This is a genomic window from Clostridium sp. YIM B02555 (assembly GCF_022320955.1).
Classification (GTDB): domain Bacteria; phylum Bacillota; class Clostridia; order Clostridiales; family Clostridiaceae; genus Clostridium; species Clostridium saccharoperbutylacetonicum.
On sequence record NZ_JAKJJY010000007.1, the window covers coordinates 1 to 17,491 of the forward strand.

11 protein-coding genes are annotated in these 17,491 nt (G+C 29.2%); 9 read left to right on the forward strand and 2 right to left on the reverse strand.

Features of this window, described 5'->3' with window-relative positions:
• The first annotated feature begins 116 nt into the window (after window positions 1–116).
• Together L3B98_RS11625 and L3B98_RS11630 are read left to right on the forward strand one after the other, a co-directional pair.
• Window positions 117–1,460, forward strand: coding sequence for an MATE family efflux transporter (locus L3B98_RS11625; protein WP_238916724.1), 1,344 nt, complete (start codon window positions 117–119; stop codon window positions 1,458–1,460).
• Between the two features lie 410 nt (window positions 1,461–1,870).
• A complete protein-coding gene (locus L3B98_RS11630; protein ID WP_238916725.1) occupies window positions 1,871–2,902 on the forward strand; it encodes a transglutaminase-like domain-containing protein in 1,032 nt (343 codons plus the stop codon).
• Window positions 2,903–3,255: 353 nt separating this feature from the next.
• Here the strand turns inward: L3B98_RS11630 and L3B98_RS11635 are convergent, their stop codons facing one another.
• On the reverse strand, window positions 3,256–4,461 hold the full coding sequence (locus L3B98_RS11635; protein WP_238916726.1) for an AI-2E family transporter: 1,206 nt from the start codon (window positions 4,459–4,461) through the stop codon (window positions 3,256–3,258).
• A gap of 82 nt (window positions 4,462–4,543) precedes the next feature.
• Window positions 4,544–6,052, reverse strand: coding sequence for an exopolyphosphatase (gene ppx / locus L3B98_RS11640; RefSeq protein WP_015394233.1), 1,509 nt, complete (start codon window positions 6,050–6,052; stop codon window positions 4,544–4,546).
• A 203-nt stretch (window positions 6,053–6,255) separates the two neighbouring features.
• Here ppx and L3B98_RS11645 point away from each other — a divergent pair, with 203 nt between their 5' ends.
• From L3B98_RS11645 to L3B98_RS11675, 7 genes are all read left to right on the forward strand, one after another.
• A complete protein-coding gene (locus tag L3B98_RS11645; protein WP_238916727.1) occupies window positions 6,256–8,310 on the forward strand; it encodes an RNA degradosome polyphosphate kinase in 2,055 nt (684 codons plus the stop codon).
• Between the two features lie 193 nt (window positions 8,311–8,503).
• Window positions 8,504–9,091, forward strand: coding sequence for a cell wall-binding protein (locus tag L3B98_RS28905; protein ID WP_275298405.1), 588 nt, complete (start codon window positions 8,504–8,506; stop codon window positions 9,089–9,091).
• A 402-nt stretch (window positions 9,092–9,493) separates the two neighbouring features.
• Entirely contained in the window at window positions 9,494–11,263 is a 1,770-nt protein-coding gene (locus tag L3B98_RS11655; protein WP_238916728.1) for a carboxylesterase family protein, read from the forward strand.
• A 217-nt stretch (window positions 11,264–11,480) separates the two neighbouring features.
• Window positions 11,481–13,856 (forward strand): glycoside hydrolase family 31 protein, encoded by a 2,376-nt coding sequence (locus L3B98_RS11660; protein WP_238916729.1) that lies wholly within the window; start codon window positions 11,481–11,483, stop codon window positions 13,854–13,856.
• A gap of 145 nt (window positions 13,857–14,001) precedes the next feature.
• The gene (locus tag L3B98_RS11665; protein ID WP_238916730.1) at window positions 14,002–15,048 is read left to right on the forward strand and encodes a DUF6033 family protein; all 1,047 of its coding nucleotides are present in this window, start codon (window positions 14,002–14,004) and stop codon (window positions 15,046–15,048) included.
• Between the two features lie 38 nt (window positions 15,049–15,086).
• Window positions 15,087–15,956, forward strand: a complete 870-nt coding sequence (locus L3B98_RS11670) for a S66 peptidase family protein (RefSeq protein ID WP_238916731.1) — start codon at window positions 15,087–15,089, stop codon at window positions 15,954–15,956.
• A 54-nt stretch (window positions 15,957–16,010) separates the two neighbouring features.
• Window positions 16,011–17,474, forward strand: a complete 1,464-nt coding sequence (locus L3B98_RS11675; RefSeq protein WP_238916732.1) for an extracellular solute-binding protein — start codon at window positions 16,011–16,013, stop codon at window positions 17,472–17,474.
• Window positions 17,475–17,491: the final 17 nt, after the last annotated feature.

The window sequence follows — 17,491 nt, forward strand, 5'->3', positions numbered from 1 at the left end:
TTCTCACATGCGTTCGAAAAGGCAGATGCGTAAAAAAAATCTACGGCTCCACAGTCGCCTGCGATTTTTTTATTAAAGCTTAAGATAAGAGGATTACTTAGGAAGAAGGATTTTTTATGTTAATAAGAAAGAATGTCTTAAAACTAACAATACCAATAATTATTGAACAAACTTTTGTTATGTTGCTTGGAGTATGTAATACAATAATGGCTGGTCATATTGGTAAAGAAGCTGTATCTGCAATTGGAATGGTAGATTCAATGAATAATTTGTTTATATCATTTTTTGCAGCTTTATCAGTAGGAGCAACAGTAGTAGTTGCTCAACAAATTGGACAAGGCCAAACTAAAAAAGCTAATGAGACTGCAAAACAAGCAATTGCATCAGGACTGGTGGTATCTGGAATGATAACCTTGTTCTTATGGATTTTTCGGGTACCTATTATTAATTTTTTGTATGGTTCTGCTGAGGAATTAGTTAAATTAGATGCAAAATTGTATATAGAATTTACTTTGTTAACATATCCTTTTATAGCAATTGAACAAATTTCTAATGGAATATTAAGGGGAACTGGAGATACTAAAACGCCAATGTTGATTACTATGTTTATGAATGTAGTAAATATAATCTTGGGGTACATATTGATTTACGGAATAGATGCTATTCACATTCCGTCCTTTGGAATAATGGGAGCTGCTATGGCGATAGCTATAGCTAGAACAATTGGTACAATAGTAATAATCTTTGTGTTACTACGAGGAAGTAAAAATATAAAAATTAAAAAGATATATCCATTTAAGTTTGATATGAAAATTCAAAAAAATATATTCAATATTGGTGTCCCAGCTGGAATGGAGGCAGTAATTTTCCAAACAGGTAAATTACTAGTCCAAGTCTTTATAGTTACAATGGGGACAGCTTCAATTGCAGCAAATGCAATTGGAATGTCTATATCACAAATAATTAATGTTCCAGGAAATGCACTTTGCTTAGCTGCAACAACTTTAGTAGGGCAGTATATTGGGAGAAATGATATTAAAGGTGGAAAAAATACTTTAATATATTTAGTTAAATTTGCAACAATTTGTTTAGTTTTTGTTGCAATGCTTTTTGTTCCAATTGCAGAATGGGTAGCAGGTTTTTATACTACTGACCCAGAAGTAATAAGTCTTACAGCAACTCTTCTTAAAAGTAATAGTATTGCAATGGTTACTTGGGGGATTTCCTTTGTTTTATCGTCAGGTCTTAAAGGAGCAGGAGATACTAAGTATACAATGATGACTGCATTTATAGGTATGTGGGTATTCAGAATTGGTTTAGGGTACATATTTGGAATAGTACTTAAAATAGGTGTTCTAGGAATATGGTTAGCTATGTATGTAGATTGGATTGTAAGAGGAAGTTTGTATTGCATGAGATTAAGAGGCGAAAAATGGATTAAACATAGAATAAAAGGATAAAAATAAAGATGGGTAAATGTTTACAAAAATTAAATGTTAAGTTATAATGTTCATTGAATTAGTTGAAAATCAAAAACATATATAAATATAGCTAGTTTATGTATAAAAGTGATTTTTAATTAGTTACAATACCTTATAATCTCTCTTTAAAAGAACTTCTTGTAATTTATGAGAAGTTCTTTTATTAGTATTTTAAGAAAAATAAATTAACTTAGATGAAGAAATTTTGTCATTTACTGATAGAAAATTTGTTATATAATAAATATAAGAAATCTGATAAAGAATATGCTAGGTATGATACTAGTTGGTATTCGGTTTAACTAAAATATATTGAGAGGAGGAAAATTAAATTTAATTATATACTAATGAAAATTACTCTAGGCTTATTAAGCAATTTGTAGGAGGAGAGAATGGATTTGTTAATGAAGAACTTTATAAAAAAAATATTATTTGTATTGATGGTAATATCAACATTTAGTGGACAAGTAGCATTTGCTAAAGATGATGATTTAAGTTCATATATATACAATCATTTAGAAAATTGGGATACTGAATTTGATTTTTCATATAATAAATCAGATGTATTGGATTATGTAAGAAGTATTGCAGAAAAGGATGATTATTTAGGTAGATCCTTGGAGTCATTAGTGTATGAAAGAAGAGGACTGACCGGAACCTTAAAAGTTACATATAAAACCACAAAAACTCAAGAAGAATATATTTCAGAAGAGTTAAAAAAAATAATTTCAGCAACGATTACTGACTCTATGAGTGATTTTGATAAAGTTAAGGCTATAAATAAATATTTGATTGATAGATTTGAATATGATGATAGTCTTGTATCAGACAATTCATATTCTGCATTAACTACTGGAAAAACTACATGTCAGGGCTATGCTATGACTACCTATAAATTATTAAATTTAGTGGGAATAGAAAATAAGATTGTCCTTGGAACTTTAGATGGAGTTCCTCATGGCTGGAATTTAGTTAAGCTTAATGGAAAGTGGTATCATTTAGATGTTACAAATAACGATGCTGTAGGAAATGATAAATATTTTCTTAGAAAAGACAGTATATTAATTTCAGATGGATTTAGTTGGGATAATAACAAATATCCAAAATGTGATGAAGATTATGACTTTGGAAATAGCAATAATGGGATAGGACAAGCTACGATTGGATATAAGTCTAATGTTGATGGAAATTGGACTTTAAATAATGGCAAATGGTATTTCTATAAGAAGACTAGAACTTATGCTAAGAGTTGGAATATTATTGATGGTAAATGGTATTTCTTTAGTAATAATGGTGACATGGAAACTGGTTGGATTTCTTTTGGTGGAAAGTGGTATTATTGCTATCCAGATAGTGGAGCAATGGCCGTAAATACAGTAGTAAATGGTTATACCGTTGATGGAAGTGGTGCCTGGGTGGCATAAGGAAAGATAAACTCCTGTAAAAATACAGGAGTTTATTTTTTATTCTTTAGGAATTTATAATGCAGTAAAATCTGTGGATAATATATGAAAAAGGCTATTTAAGTGAGTTGTGTATAAGAAAAGAATAAAAAACAAATCATATTCGCCTGTATAAAATGTTCTCATATGCAGCATAGCTGCTCTTTCTAAGGAAATGTTCTTATATGCAGCATAGCTGCTCTTTCTAAGGTGCACATTTTTCTCACATACGTTCGAAAAGGCAGATGCGCACCTATAAAAAGAGTGCGAAGCACAATACGGAACTTAATATTAAAAATCTCCGGCTCCACAGTCGCCTGCGATTTTTTTGTTTTCTAATCAGTTGTATTTTTTATATCATCAGAATTAGTTTGAACTTTTGTGTAATTTTCATACCAGTTGTTTATAAGCACTTTTAGAGAAGCCGCTATTGGAACTGCAAGAAGCATTCCAAGGATTCCACCAACATCTCCACCTATTAAAATCGCTATTATTATAAATACAGCATGTAAGCCTACACTATCTCCAACAATTTTAGGTGCTAAAAGATGTCCATCAATTTGCTGAACTATAAGCATTGCTATTACTGCATAAAGGACATTTATAGGAGTTCCACTGAGTAATCCCATAATAGCTGCAAGAACAGTACCTACAATTGGTCCTACATAAGGAATCATATTCGTTATTCCTGCGAAAATACCAATTATAATAGCGTAATCAATACCAACTATTGAAAGGGAAACAGCAGATAAAACTCCAACAAAAAATGCTTCGAGTAATTGTCCTTTTAAATAATTTGAAAAGGATTGATGAATAACTTTAAAGACATAAGTTATCTTACCTCCAACCTTACTTTCCCTAAAAATTAAGTTATATATTTTATGCCATAAGTCGAAAAAGTACTCAGAATCTTTCAATAGATAAATACTTATTACTAGAGCAATGAAAAAAATTGCAACACTACTTCCAATTGACATAACATAAGAGGTCATATTACCTAGATTATTTTCAACATATTTTTGTAAGTAAACTACACCATCAACAATGTAAGGATTCATACTATTAATAAGAGGGTTATTTATTTTATCTAAAGTTTCTTTAATAGAGCTTGGAGAAAAGGAAGTATTGCTTATATATAATCCTATATGTTGCGTAATATTTGTTAAGGTAGTGTTGTTGGATAGTTGTCCACCAATCATAAAATATATACCTAATAGTAAACCTGAAAAAATGCCTACTATTAAAAGATAAGATAATGTGATAGCCAAAATACGTCTTATTGAAGCTTTTTTTATTTTAAATACTTTATTTTTTTCTAGAAATTTTTCAATGGCTTTAGTAAGAGGATATAATAGATATGCTATTATAATACCTATAATCAATGGTTTAATTAAACCTAAGATATATCCCAAAGTATCAAATGTAACTCCAAAAATTGTACCTATGTTAAAAATAATTAAGAATGCTATATATATTATTACTGCAGTAATAGTTATATATATTGAGTATTTAAGTAATTTTTTATCAAATTCAAATTTCATATTGCGATAATTATCTCCTTAATTTATATTTTTTTATTACCACACACAATATATTGTAATATATTGTGTGGATAAAAATTGATTATAATTCAATAATGCATAATTTTTTATCAAAGCACTTTTTAAAACTTTCATCCATTTCTACAGGCAGACTATCCTTCATATATTTTACACTAGCCTTTGGTATAGCTAACTTGAAATTATCTTTTTCATTAATAACTACAACTTCAGCTAAACTATTATAGAAATATTTATCAATTTTATGAGCTAAGCATAAAATGGTTGAAAGTCTTTTGCAGATAAGTATTTGATCCTTCGTTAGTAAGTCTTTGTATTCATCTATAATTTTATAATCGAATTTGCCGCTAAGAGCTATTGAATATGCTGTCATCAGGATTTCTTTGTGAGAAAGCCCTGCTATTAAAGAATTTATTATGATATAAAAGCTATGTTTATAAGCATGTTTAACAGAAATACTTACTCCTACATCATGCAATTTTGCAATGATTCCAAGCAATTTATTTTCTAATCTTGAATATTTAGAATTTGAATTTTCAAGATATTTATAGATAACAAAACATAAATCCCTGATTTTATCAGCATGAGTAATGTTTAAATCGTTATTAGTTAAAATATTATTTAAAGAGAATTCTAAAATATCAATATTATGAATATCCTTACCTAATAATTTTTCGTATAAGACCCCTTCACGTATTCCATATTGGCTAATTTTTAAAAGTGGACAATTACAATAGTCCATAAGCATAACTAGAGCAGAAAAAGGTGCTGTAAAAATATCAACTCTTTCTTTAGGTAAGCCTTTTAACTTTTGTTTTTGATTAAAATCAAGACTAATAACATAGTCATAAAGAATTTTGATTTCCTCAAAGGATACTGAATAATTGTGCAATAAATCTAAAGGATAAGAAATAAATTTTTTATGTATTTTCCCGATGGAACGGGCTGTACCACCAATACCGATTAAAGGTAAATCTTTTTCATTTTTTAGCCAAGGTAATTTATCGAATTCTTTAAAAATAAACTTTTTGAAATCTGCTGATAAATCTTCCTTTTCATTTTCATCAAAAGGAAATAGTTTAGTTAGTGGAATTGAACCTAAAGGCAAACTTATCCCGTGTGATATTTTTCTATCCTTAACTAAAGTGATTTCCATACTAGAACCACCAATATCAATCAGTATGGCATCACTAATATCCATCGTTGATTGAATTGTTATATAACCATAGGCTGATTCTTCTAATCCGCTTAGAATTCTAATATTTAACCCTGTATTTTTCTTTATTAAACCTAAGATATCATCTCTATTTTCTGAACGTCTAACTGCTTCTGTTGCAACTACTATTATTTCTACAACATTATTCTTTTCACAAAGAATTTTAAAAAATTCAAGAGTTATTAATAATTTTTCAATGCCTTCGTTAGAAAGTTTATTATTTTTATCAATATATTCCCCAAGTCGTGTCATTCTTTTTTCTTCATCAATAATTTTAAAAGAGTTATTTTCGTATATTTCATATACTAAAACTCTCATAGAGTTAGAACCAATATCAATTACTGCAATATTTTTCATCTGATTCCTCCTAAGATATGATACAATTATAGTAAAATTAACCAATATATAATCTGTTATTAACATGAAGTTAACAAGAATGCTAGATTATAATATTATGTATTTTATTATTGTACATTATAGGTGATGTATTTTAAATACTATTATAGCAAATAATTAGATTAGGTTAAAAATATTTAACTTATTTAGAATGAGGGGATATTATGAACGAGCTGCATGCGTATGATAATTACAAAAATTTCTTTAATAGAGAGTTAAGTTGGTTAGAATTTAATCAAAGGGTATTGGATGAAGCTAAGGACAATACAAATCCGTTATTAGAAAGACTTAAATTTTTAGCTATATCTAGCTCTAATCTTGATGAATTTTTTATGGTAAGGGTTGGATCTTTATATAGCCAGATTCAAGCAGGTTTTGATGAAAGGGAAGTTTCAGGTTTGACACCTGGCGAACAAATTGAAAAGATATTAGAAAAAGTTAGAATCATGGTAAAAGATCAATATATTACATATGAGCATTTATATGATCATTTAGGGGTAAAAAATTTAAGAATTTTAAATTATAACATGATGAATGAAGAACAGTTAAAGTTTGTAAATGAATATTATAAAAATATTCTTTATCCAGTATTAACACCAATGGTAATTGATTCAGGAAGACCATTTCCATTATTATTAAATAAAACCTTAAATATAGGAGTGATATTACAATCCAATAAGAGTGGACAGGAAGTCTTTGCAACTATTCAAGTACCATCTGTATTAGATAGATTAGTTCCTATTCCAGGAGAAAATGGAGAGAATTTTATATTATTAGAGGATGTTATAAAAAATCACTTAAGTGAGCTTTTTGGATTTAAAGTATTAACAACTGCTTGCTATAGAGTAACTAAAAATGCTGATTTAAGCTTAAATGAAGAAGGTGCAGAAGATTTACTGGAGACAATTGAGGAATCTCTTAAGCAAAGAAGATGGGGAGTAGAGGTTAGATTGGAAATTGAGCAATCTAATGATAATAGAATAATAAATATTTTAGAGCAGGAATTTGAAATATCAGAGAATCAAATATTTGAAATCAAGGGACCTATCGATTTAACATTTTGTAATAAGTTATACAACGTTAAAGGGTATAGTGAATTAAAATTTGAACAGGTGAAGAGTTTAGCAATTAAGGAGCTACAAGAAGAAGATATTTTTCAAGCAATAAGTAAAAATGATATTTTTCTGCATCACCCTTACGAAAGCTTTTCGTCAGTTGTTAAGTTAGTAGAAACAGCAGCAAAGGATGAAAAGGTATTGGCAATCAAGCAGACACTGTATAGAGTAAGTGGAAATTCCCCAATAATTGCAGCACTTTCAAAGGCAGCAGAAAATGGTAAACAAGTAACTGTGCTTGTTGAGCTTAAAGCAAGATTTGATGAAGAAAATAATATTCATTGGGCTAGGCAGCTTGAAAAAGCTGGATGTCATGTTATATATGGGGTTATTGGACTTAAAACTCATAGTAAAATCTTGCTTATTGTTAGACAAGAAAAAAAAGGAATAAAAAGATATGTTCATTTAGGAACGGGAAACTATAATGATGTGACGGCTAAATTTTATACAGATATTGGAATTCTTACTTCAAAGCCCGAATATGGAGAGGATGCGACGGTTATTTTTAATATGCTTTCTGGATATTTCAAACCTGAAAATATGAGTAAAATAACAATAGCACCTTATAGATTAAGAAAGAAATTGGAGCACTTAATTGAAAGAGAAACTGAATATGCCAAAAGCGGAAAAAAGGCGAAAATAATAGCAAAGATGAATTCCTTAGTTGATAAAAAGCTTATGATTGCCTTGTATAAGGCTTCACAAGCTGGTGTGAAAGTTCAACTTATAGTAAGAGGAATTTGTTGCTTGAAACCAGGTATAAAAGGCTTAAGCGAAAATATAACAGTTAAAAGTATTGTAGGAAGATATTTAGAACATAGCAGGATTTATTATTTTCATAATGAAGGAAAAGAGGATATTTACATATCAAGTGCAGACTGGATGTATAGAAATCTTGATAAAAGAGTTGAAACAATGACAATAATTGAGGATTCTATGATAAAGAGAGAACTAAAAGAAATGCTAGAATTATATTTAAAAGATAATGTTAAAAGTAGAATCTTGAACACAGATGGTTCTTATTCAAAAGTAGTGGTGGATAAGATAGTTAATGCTCAAGAAGAAATGATGGAACTTTGTAAAAAATATAATAAAAAGAAATAGTATTGAAAATGATACCTTCAATGTATGCAAAAGCAGAATTGGAGGTATTTTACATTTACAAAATCTTTAGAAGATGATAAAAATTATATATAATATACTGAAGAAATACAATATTTAAACGATAATGAATAGTAAGAATATAAATTTAGCTTGAATTATTAATATACATATAATATTCTAGGAGATGAGAAAAATGAAAAGCAAAAAATTAAGAATTTTAACTCTTGCATTAATTGCAATTTTAGCGCAAGGAACCTGTGTATATGCGGCAAGTTCAAGTGACGATAAAGATAAATATACGAAAGAAGATTTTGACAATATGACACCTGGATTTGAATGGAAGGATATTGATAAGAGCAATCAAAAGGTTTCTTCGTACATTAATTCTTTTTCAAGCACAATAACACCAGAACAGGCTGCAAAAGATGATAAATCAACAGATTCTACAACTTCCACAACAACTACAACTAGTACAACTTCTACAACTACAGATTCAGCACCAACAGATGAAATTGTAACTACATCACCAAGTACAGGAGTAAAAGGGGATTTTTGGGGAAAAACAAAAGCAGGAAAATGGATATTAATTGAACAAGGAGTTCCTGTAATTGGCTGGAAAAGTGTTAATGGAGCATGGTACTATATGGATGCTAATGGTATAATGCAAACTGGTTGGATTAATGACGGCGATAAGTGGTATTTTCTAAGAGATAATGGAACAATGGTTTCTAATGCATATGTAGGTGGATATTATTTAACTTCTGATGGATCTATGGCATAAAAAATAATTTAATAGAAAAGTCTTTAGATTAGTATCAAGGAGATAGAAAAATAATTTTTTTTGCATAATGTAGTTTTGATTTTACTAAAAACTATATTATGCTATTTTTATATATGAAATTATATCCAAATATATTGACAAGATTATCAAAAAAATGTTATTCTTAATGCAGATGAAAATGTATACATGATATTATCGTAGGATTGTTACTGATATTCAGGCGAAACCTAAGTAAAATATAAGAATTGGAAAATGCTTATATTATACTTAGGTTATTTTTTTTAGGAAGCAATTTTTTCTACATGACGTTAAAATATTTAGTGATATGAAATTATGAAAAGGTTTAATAGATTTAATATTACTATTTATTAATAAACAATTGTTTTTAAAGGGGGAAAAGTAATGTGTAAAAAAACAAGTTTTTTAGTGGCAATGGCCTTATCTGTTTCATTGATGGCAGGCTCATTAGTAAGTATACCAGTTAAAGCTCAAGATGGTACTTCTGTTAATGTAGTAGCAGGAACTTCAAAAGAAGAAAATACAGGATATTCCCAAGGCATTATTCAAACGACAAAATATGGTAAAATTAAAGGATACCAAGAAAATGAAGGAAAAACTTTAATTTGGAAGGGTATACCATATGCTAAAGCACCAGTTGGTGAATTGAGATGGAAAGCTCCTGTGAATCCTGATAGTTGGGCAGGAACTTTAGATGCAACTAAAGATGGAAATATGGGAATTCAATTATCTAATGGCAAAATCGTTGGTAGTGAGGATTGTTTAAATTTAGATATTTATAGACCTAATACAAATCAAACTAATTTACCAGTTTTAGTTTATATTCATGGAGGTAATAATCAAACAGGCGCTAGCAATGAAATAAGTCCTAAGAAATTGGCTGTAAATGCTAATTGTATAGTTGTTTCTATAAATTATAGACTAGGTGCTCTTGGATTTAATAGCTTGCCAGCACTTAAGACAGGAAATAAAAATGAGGATTCTGGTAATTATACTCTGTTAGATATAAGCAAATCATTAGATTGGATAAAAGCTAACATTAGTTCTTTTGGTGGGGATTCTGAAAATGTTACAGCCTCTGGCTTCTCTGCTGGTGGTAGAGATGTAATGGCTATGCTTATATCGCCAATATTCAAGGATAAATTCCAAAAAGCAATTTCATTTAGTGGTGGAATGACAACTGCAGATCCAGAAGACAGTGCTAAGATAATTGCAAAAGCAATTGCGCCACTAGTAGTAGCTGATAAAATTAAAGCAACTGAAGATGAAGCATACAAGTGGTTATTAACTGATGGAAAAGATGTAAAAGCTTATCTATATAATCTTTCAGCAGATAGATTAGCTAAATTAATGGGAAATGCAGGGATAAGAATGAGTGCTTTCCCTCATTTATACAGTGATGGAACAGTTTTGCCTAAGGAGGGCTTTGATACAAAGAATTATAATAATGTGCCTCTTATTATGTTAACAGGAGCTAAAGAATTCTCTTTGTTTGGTAGATATGATAAGTATTTTGCAGCTAAAGATGATAACACTCTTATGACTAATCAGGAAGCTAATAAGGAATTAAACTTTGCATTAAATTATGGAAGTAAATTATATGAATTATTCAATGCTGAAGAATCAGCTGAAAGAATGATTAAAAATTATAACGCACCAATTTATACAGGTGATTTTAAGTGGGGATTAGATAAGAATGTAGTAGGAGATAAAATGGCTCAATTAGCAGGACCATTCCATGGAGTTTGGATTCCTTTCTTAACAGATGAAACAACAGGTTTTAGTGCAATGTATAAAGATAGTTTCAACAATCCTGGAGCAAAAGATCTAGGAGTAAAAGTTACTGATTATATTACAAATTTCTTATGGGATGGAACTCCTAATGGGAAAATTACTACTGGATGCGAATGGAAACCTTGGAATGGTGCAAATAGTAAAACAACTCAATTAATTTTAGATGCTGACAAAAATAATGCTAAAATCAGTATGTCTAATGAAAGAATTGATTATGAAGAGATTTTAAAACAAATGGATGCTGATACTACGCTATCAAAAGAAGTAAAAGATAAATTAATAAAAGAAGTTCTTAATGGACGATGGTTTAGTGATAAATTAGATAAGCATTTTGGAAATTCTAATCTTTGGATCAAATAGACTAATAGTTTAAAATGAATGGTGAATGATAACTTGTTAATATTGTTCACCATTCATTTTTTTCGGTTAACCAATTGATGATCCGTATTCTTTTAAAAAGGCAACAGCAGTATTTTTATATTTAATGGTTATATAATGCAAGAAATTAATAAACTATCAGTATATAATAACAGTAAATTGATATAACTAATAGAATTATTAATATGGAGGAAAAGCTATGGATAATTGTAAAGAGGTAAAAAACAGTTATGGAAAATTATTAGGATACGAGGTTGAAAACAATATAGTTAATATTGAGTTTGAAGAGGAAAAAGTATATATAAAAATAGTGAATTCTTATATAATTAATTTTTTTGTACCTTCATTTAGAAAAGAAAGAAATTCAAAAGCAGTTGAAAATTTAAAGGATAAGAATTGTGATTTTGAAGTGGAATTTATAAATGGTGGAATTCAAATATCAACAGAACAGTTGCAGCTTAAGGTATACGATTGTTTTAAGGTGGATATTTATGATAAAGAGGGTACAAGGTTATGCGCCGATTATCGAGGTGATAGTAAACCTTTTAATAGACGTTATGGTGACTATATGCTTGCTGAAGCAGAAGGACATGCTATCAATAATCAGGAAGAGTATAAGTTGTACATATCAAAAAATATGGAAGAAGAGATGTGCTTTTATGGATTGGGAGAAAAAACTGGACATTTAAATAAAAAGGGTTACCATTATGTAAATTGGAATACAGATAATGCTAAACCACATGGAGAAACTTTTGATAGACTTTATAAATCAATTCCCTTCTTAATTGGATTAAGTAAAGGAAATGCTTTTGGTATATTTTTTGACAATCATTTCGAGACTTATTTTGATATGGGAAGGGATAATTCAGAATATTACTATTTTGCAGCTGCAGATGGTAATTTAGATTATTATTTTATTTATGGTCCTTCAGTAAAAAAAGTTGTAGAAGGATATACTATAATTACTGGAAATATGCCACTACCAGCATTGTGGACACTTGGATATCAACAATGCAGATGGTCTTATGATAATGAAACAAGACTTATGGAAATAGCAAATAACTTTAGAGAAAAAGGAATTCCTTGTGATACCTTATACTTGGACATAGACTATATGGATGGATATAGAGTATTTACTTGGAATAAAGAAAGATTTGAAAATCCAGAAGCTATGATTAAGACCTTGAATAATATGGGCTTTAAGGTTGTAACGATAATAGATCCTGGTGTCAAGGTGGACAAAGGTTATAAAATTTATGATGAAGGTCTTGAAAATGGATATTTTGCAACAGATAATCAAGGGATAGTATATAGAAATGAAGTATGGCCTGGAGATTCGGTTTATCCTGATTTCTTAAGCTCAAAGGTAAGAAAATGGTGGGGAGAAAATCAAAAAATAATGATTGATACTGGAGTAAGTGGAATTTGGAATGATATGAATGAGCCAGCAAGTTTTAATGGACCACTTCCAGATGATGTTATGTTTAATAATGATGGTATTTTAGTAACTCATAAAGAAGCGCATAATATTTATGGTCATATGATGGCAAAGGGAACTTATGAAGGTTTGAAGAAAGCGACAGGAAAGAGACCATTTATTGTAACTAGAGCATGTTATGCAGGAACTCAGAAGTATTCAACTGCATGGACAGGAGATAATCAAAGCACATGGGAGCATCTTAGAATGTCGATTCCTATGCTCATGAATTTAGGACTTAGTGGAATGGCTTTTTGTGGAACTGATGTGGGAGGCTTTGGACATGACTGTAGTGCTGAACTATTGAGCAGGTGGGTTCAAGTTGGAACATTCACTCCTCTTTTTAGAAATCATTCTGCAATGGGAACAAGGGATCAAGAACCTTGGGCTTTTGATGAAATAACTGAAGAAATTAATAGAAAATATATAAAATTACGTTATAAATTGTTACCGTATCTTTATGATATGATGTGGAGATGCAGTAAAAATGGGGAGCCAATTATAAGACCATTACTATTTAATTATCAAAATGATAAAAAAACTTATGAGATAAATGATGAATTCCTTTGTGGGGAAAATATTTTAGTAGCGCCTGTTGTTGAACAAGGAGCAAAAGCAAGAATGCTATATCTTCCAGAAGGAAATAGCTGGATAGATTATTGGACTAAAGAAGAATACGAAGGAGGACAATATATCATAAAGGAAACTCCAGTGGATGTTTGTCCGATTTACGTTAAAGGTGGGTCTATAATTCCAACTGGAGAAGATCAAAATTATATTGGTGAAAAGATTGTAAATAGATTAACTATAGAAGTCTATTTATCAAAAGAAAACACAGAAATTAGATATCATCATTATACTGATGATGGTGAAAGTTTTAGATATCAAGCTGGGGAATTTAACCATTACAAAATTAAGATAACTAATTTGGATGAAAAGGTTGAAATTAAGTTTAAGGTAATAGACAAAGGCTGTAAAGAAAAATATGAGAATGTTGAATTTATAATTTATAATTTAAGGGATAAAGACTTAAGTGTTAATGGTGAAGTTATAGAAACTATAAATGGAAAAGCTGTTATTTCAAATCCTAATAAATAGAAACGAAAATGGAAATTTAATAATAAAATATAAAATATATATAAATTAGTATAATATGCTAAAATGGTGTTAGATGAATGTCTGACACTTTTTTTTACGGTATTAACTGAATAATTATTTGTTTTGATTTTTAGGAGGTGCATTTATGGAAATAGGGCAAACAAACAAATTTGGAGATCACATTTATAATTATGAAAGTAATAATATTGAAACTAATGATGGAACTTTTTCATTTCAATTAGATTCAGCAAATAAATCAGAAGTTATTTCAGATTTGCAAAAAAAATTTATTCAAGCTAATTTTGAAATTGCAGATGTTTCAAAAAATGATCAAGCTGTAAATATTTATGGAGATGGTTATAGCGAGAGGTTTAATGTTATTATTTCACCAATAATATTAAAGCAAATGGAAGAAAGTATGAGTAGAAGAATAGAAATAGAAAATAAAATTTTTAGATATATTCATGAAAATAACACAGGTCTATTTAATAATGAAAAAATGTCGTCAGGAATTATATTTCATAGTGATGGTACTGTTGAATATTGGTCTATACCAGAATACTCTACTAATAATGAAAATCAAAAAAATAAGTATCAAGATAATAATGTTTATGGAAGTCCAAGCTATAGGGGAGAGTCGGAGCTTATCAGAAAGATAAGTAATTCTGAGCCATTAAAATCAAAAGCAATGCAGTATGATGGGTTTGTGCCATTATATAATTTGGGAATTCCAATTAGTGGAGAAGGCAAAAAGGTTATCTATAATAAAAGTAATGAAGAGGATGGAAAACAAAGTTTATTGGAATATTTAAAAGAAAAGTTCTGTGGAATAAATATTCACATAATAGAGATTAAAACAAGTGATGAAGCTATATTAAAATATGGAGCGAAATGTGCTTGGAGATCTAATGTTTGCATTTCACCAGTTATTTTTAAAGAAATGGAAACTGATTCTAGTAAAGAGGCTGAAATTGAAGATCGTATATCTGATTATTTGAATGACCAGATAGAAGAAATTAAATTGAATAAAATAATTGAAGTAAAAACTATGATTTCAGGAATTATTTTTCATAAGGATCAAACATGGACACACTGGTCAAAAATAATTAAAGGTACTAATATTAATAAACAACAAGAATTTATTTTAAGACAAATGACAAAGGAGGGTAAATACTCAATAAGAAGGTTATAAGAAACTATAGGTAGTAATAGTTTAGGGAGGAAATTAAGATGAAGTTACTAAATAGTGGTGATAAGGTTGGGATAGTTGCTTGTTCTAATGGATTAGATGAAAAGAATAAAAGTAAAATTCTCAATTTGGAGAATGTATTAGGTACTTTTGGACTTAACCTAGTATATAGTGAAAGAATATATAAAAGCTACTCTGTATTTAATGGCAATGGTAGGGAGAGAGCAGAAGCTGTAATGAAATTTTTCCTTGATAAAGAAATTAAAGCTATATTTGATGTTTCAGGTGGAGATGTTGCGAATGAAGTTTTGGAGTATTTAGATTTTGAAGTAATAAAAAAGAATCCCAAACCTTTCTTTGGATACAGTGATTTATCAGTAGTTATCAATGCTTTATATTCAAAGACAAATATGAAGACATATCTTTATCAAATTAGAAATTTGGTTGAAAGTAATGATGAGAGACAAATTGAAGAATTTAAAAGCACTTTTATGGGAGAAGGAAATGAACTTTTGAAATTTAACTATGAGTGGATACAGGGGAGAAGTATGGAAGGTACAGTAGTAGGCGGAAATATTCGTTGTTTACTGAAACTTTCAGGGACAGAATACATGCCTGATTTTAAAGATAAAATTATTCTCTTTGAAGGTTTAGGTGGAGATGTTCCTAAAATGGCTACGTATTTAACTCAATATAAACAACTAGGGGTATTTAAAAAAGTCAAAGGAATAATCCTTGGAAGTTTTACAGAAATGGAGAAAGAAAAGTATTCACCAAATATAGTAGAATTATTAAAAGAAAAAATAAATGACACCAATATACCAATTGTAAAGACAAATGAAATTGGTCATGGAAAAGAATCTAGATGTATAATTATTGGGGAAAAAGTTAAATTATTTTGTGGAAATTAAATGAATTATAACCTATAATTAGAGAGGATATAGAACGGTTTAATGGGGGGAATTATGTTAGATAAGAGGGGAATTACAATAAAAATAGTACCAGTTTTAATATTATGTTTTTTTATTTTAGGATGCTCATTAAATTTAGGGAATAAATATAGTTTAGATAAAGAAAATCCTACTGCAGTTGAAATATGGCATTACTATAATGGAGTACAGAAAATAGAATTTGATAAAATGGTTGAGGAATTTAACAAAACTGTTGGGAAAAAGGAAGGGATAATTGTTGAAGCTTTTAGTCAAGGAAGTATAAATGAATTAACTGATAAAGTTATAGATACTTCAAATGAAAAAGTAGGCGCAGGTAAGATGCCTGAGGCTTTCACTGCTTATCCAGATACAGCATATAAATTAGAGCAGCTTGGATTATTATCGGATTATAATCAATATTTATCTAAAAGTGAAATGTCAAATTACATAGATAATTATATTGAGGAAGGTAAAATAACAAGCAGTGATAAATTAACTATATTTCCAATAGCAAAATCTACAGAAGTACTTATGGTAAATAAAACCGCCTGGGATATGTTTGCAAAAGAAACAAATGCAGATATAAATAAATTTCAAACCTGGGAAGGTATTGCAGAACTAGCTAAACAATACTATGAATGGTCAGACAGCAAAACAGAAATTAAGGATGATGGAAAAGCTTTTTTTGGAAGAGATGCTATGGCTAATTATATGATGGTTGGCAGTAAAGAATTAGGAGAAGAAATATTTAAAATAGAAGATGGTAAAGTAAATGTTAATTTGAATGAAAAGGTTATGAGAAAGCTGTGGGATAATTTTTATGTTCCATATATTAATGGGTATTATGGAGCCTATGGACGATTTCGTTCAGATGATACAAAGACAGGAGATATAATTGCTTTTGTTGGTTCAACACCAGGAGCAGAATATTTTCCGAGCTCAGTTATAAAAAATGATGAGACTAGCTACCCAATTGATTGTATGGTTTTGCCTATTCCAAAATTCGAGAATTATAAGGGGTATATGCCAGAACAAGGTGCAGGAATAGTGCTTACTAAATCAGATCGTAAACATGAATATGCAGTAACAGAATTTTTAAAATGGTTTACTGATGTAGAACGAAATACAGAATTTTCAATAAAGTCAGGTTATCTTCCAGTTAAGAAAGATGCAAATAACATTGATTTTATTAAAAGTAAAATAGCAAAAAATAATGACTTGGATATTTCACAAAAATTACAAGATGCTATTTTTACAGCAATAGATCAAGAAAATTCAAATGAATTTTATTTTGTTAAGGCATTTAATGGTTCAAATAAAGCAAGAGATATTTTAGAAAAGGCAATGTTGGATAAGGCAAAATTGGATAGAGAGGAAATACAAAAACAATTAAATAATGGAATTTCTAAGAAGGAACTTATAAATAAGTATGATACTGATGAAAATTTTAAAAAGTGGTTTGAAAAATTAAAAAATGACATAAATAATGCTATGTGAGTTTTTATTGTAAATTT

Coding starts and splice junctions, on each gene's coding strand:
- L3B98_RS11625 (WP_238916724.1), top strand. CDS start 117: ATGTTAATAAGAAAGAATGTCTTAAAACTAACAATACCAATAATTATT.
- L3B98_RS11645 (WP_238916727.1), top strand. CDS start 6,256: ATGAACGAGCTGCATGCGTATGATAATTACAAAAATTTCTTTAATAGA.
- ppx (WP_015394233.1), bottom strand. CDS start 6,052: ATGAAAAATATTGCAGTAATTGATATTGGTTCTAACTCTATGAGAGTT.
- L3B98_RS11675 (WP_238916732.1), top strand. CDS start 16,011: ATGTTAGATAAGAGGGGAATTACAATAAAAATAGTACCAGTTTTAATA.
- L3B98_RS11670 (WP_238916731.1), top strand. CDS start 15,087: ATGAAGTTACTAAATAGTGGTGATAAGGTTGGGATAGTTGCTTGTTCT.
- L3B98_RS11630 (WP_238916725.1), top strand. CDS start 1,871: ATGGATTTGTTAATGAAGAACTTTATAAAAAAAATATTATTTGTATTG.
- L3B98_RS11665 (WP_238916730.1), top strand. CDS start 14,002: ATGGAAATAGGGCAAACAAACAAATTTGGAGATCACATTTATAATTAT.
- L3B98_RS11655 (WP_238916728.1), top strand. CDS start 9,494: ATGTGTAAAAAAACAAGTTTTTTAGTGGCAATGGCCTTATCTGTTTCA.
- L3B98_RS28905 (WP_275298405.1), top strand. CDS start 8,504: ATGAAAAGCAAAAAATTAAGAATTTTAACTCTTGCATTAATTGCAATT.
- L3B98_RS11635 (WP_238916726.1), bottom strand. CDS start 4,461: ATGAAATTTGAATTTGATAAAAAATTACTTAAATACTCAATATATATA.
- L3B98_RS11660 (WP_238916729.1), top strand. CDS start 11,481: ATGGATAATTGTAAAGAGGTAAAAAACAGTTATGGAAAATTATTAGGA.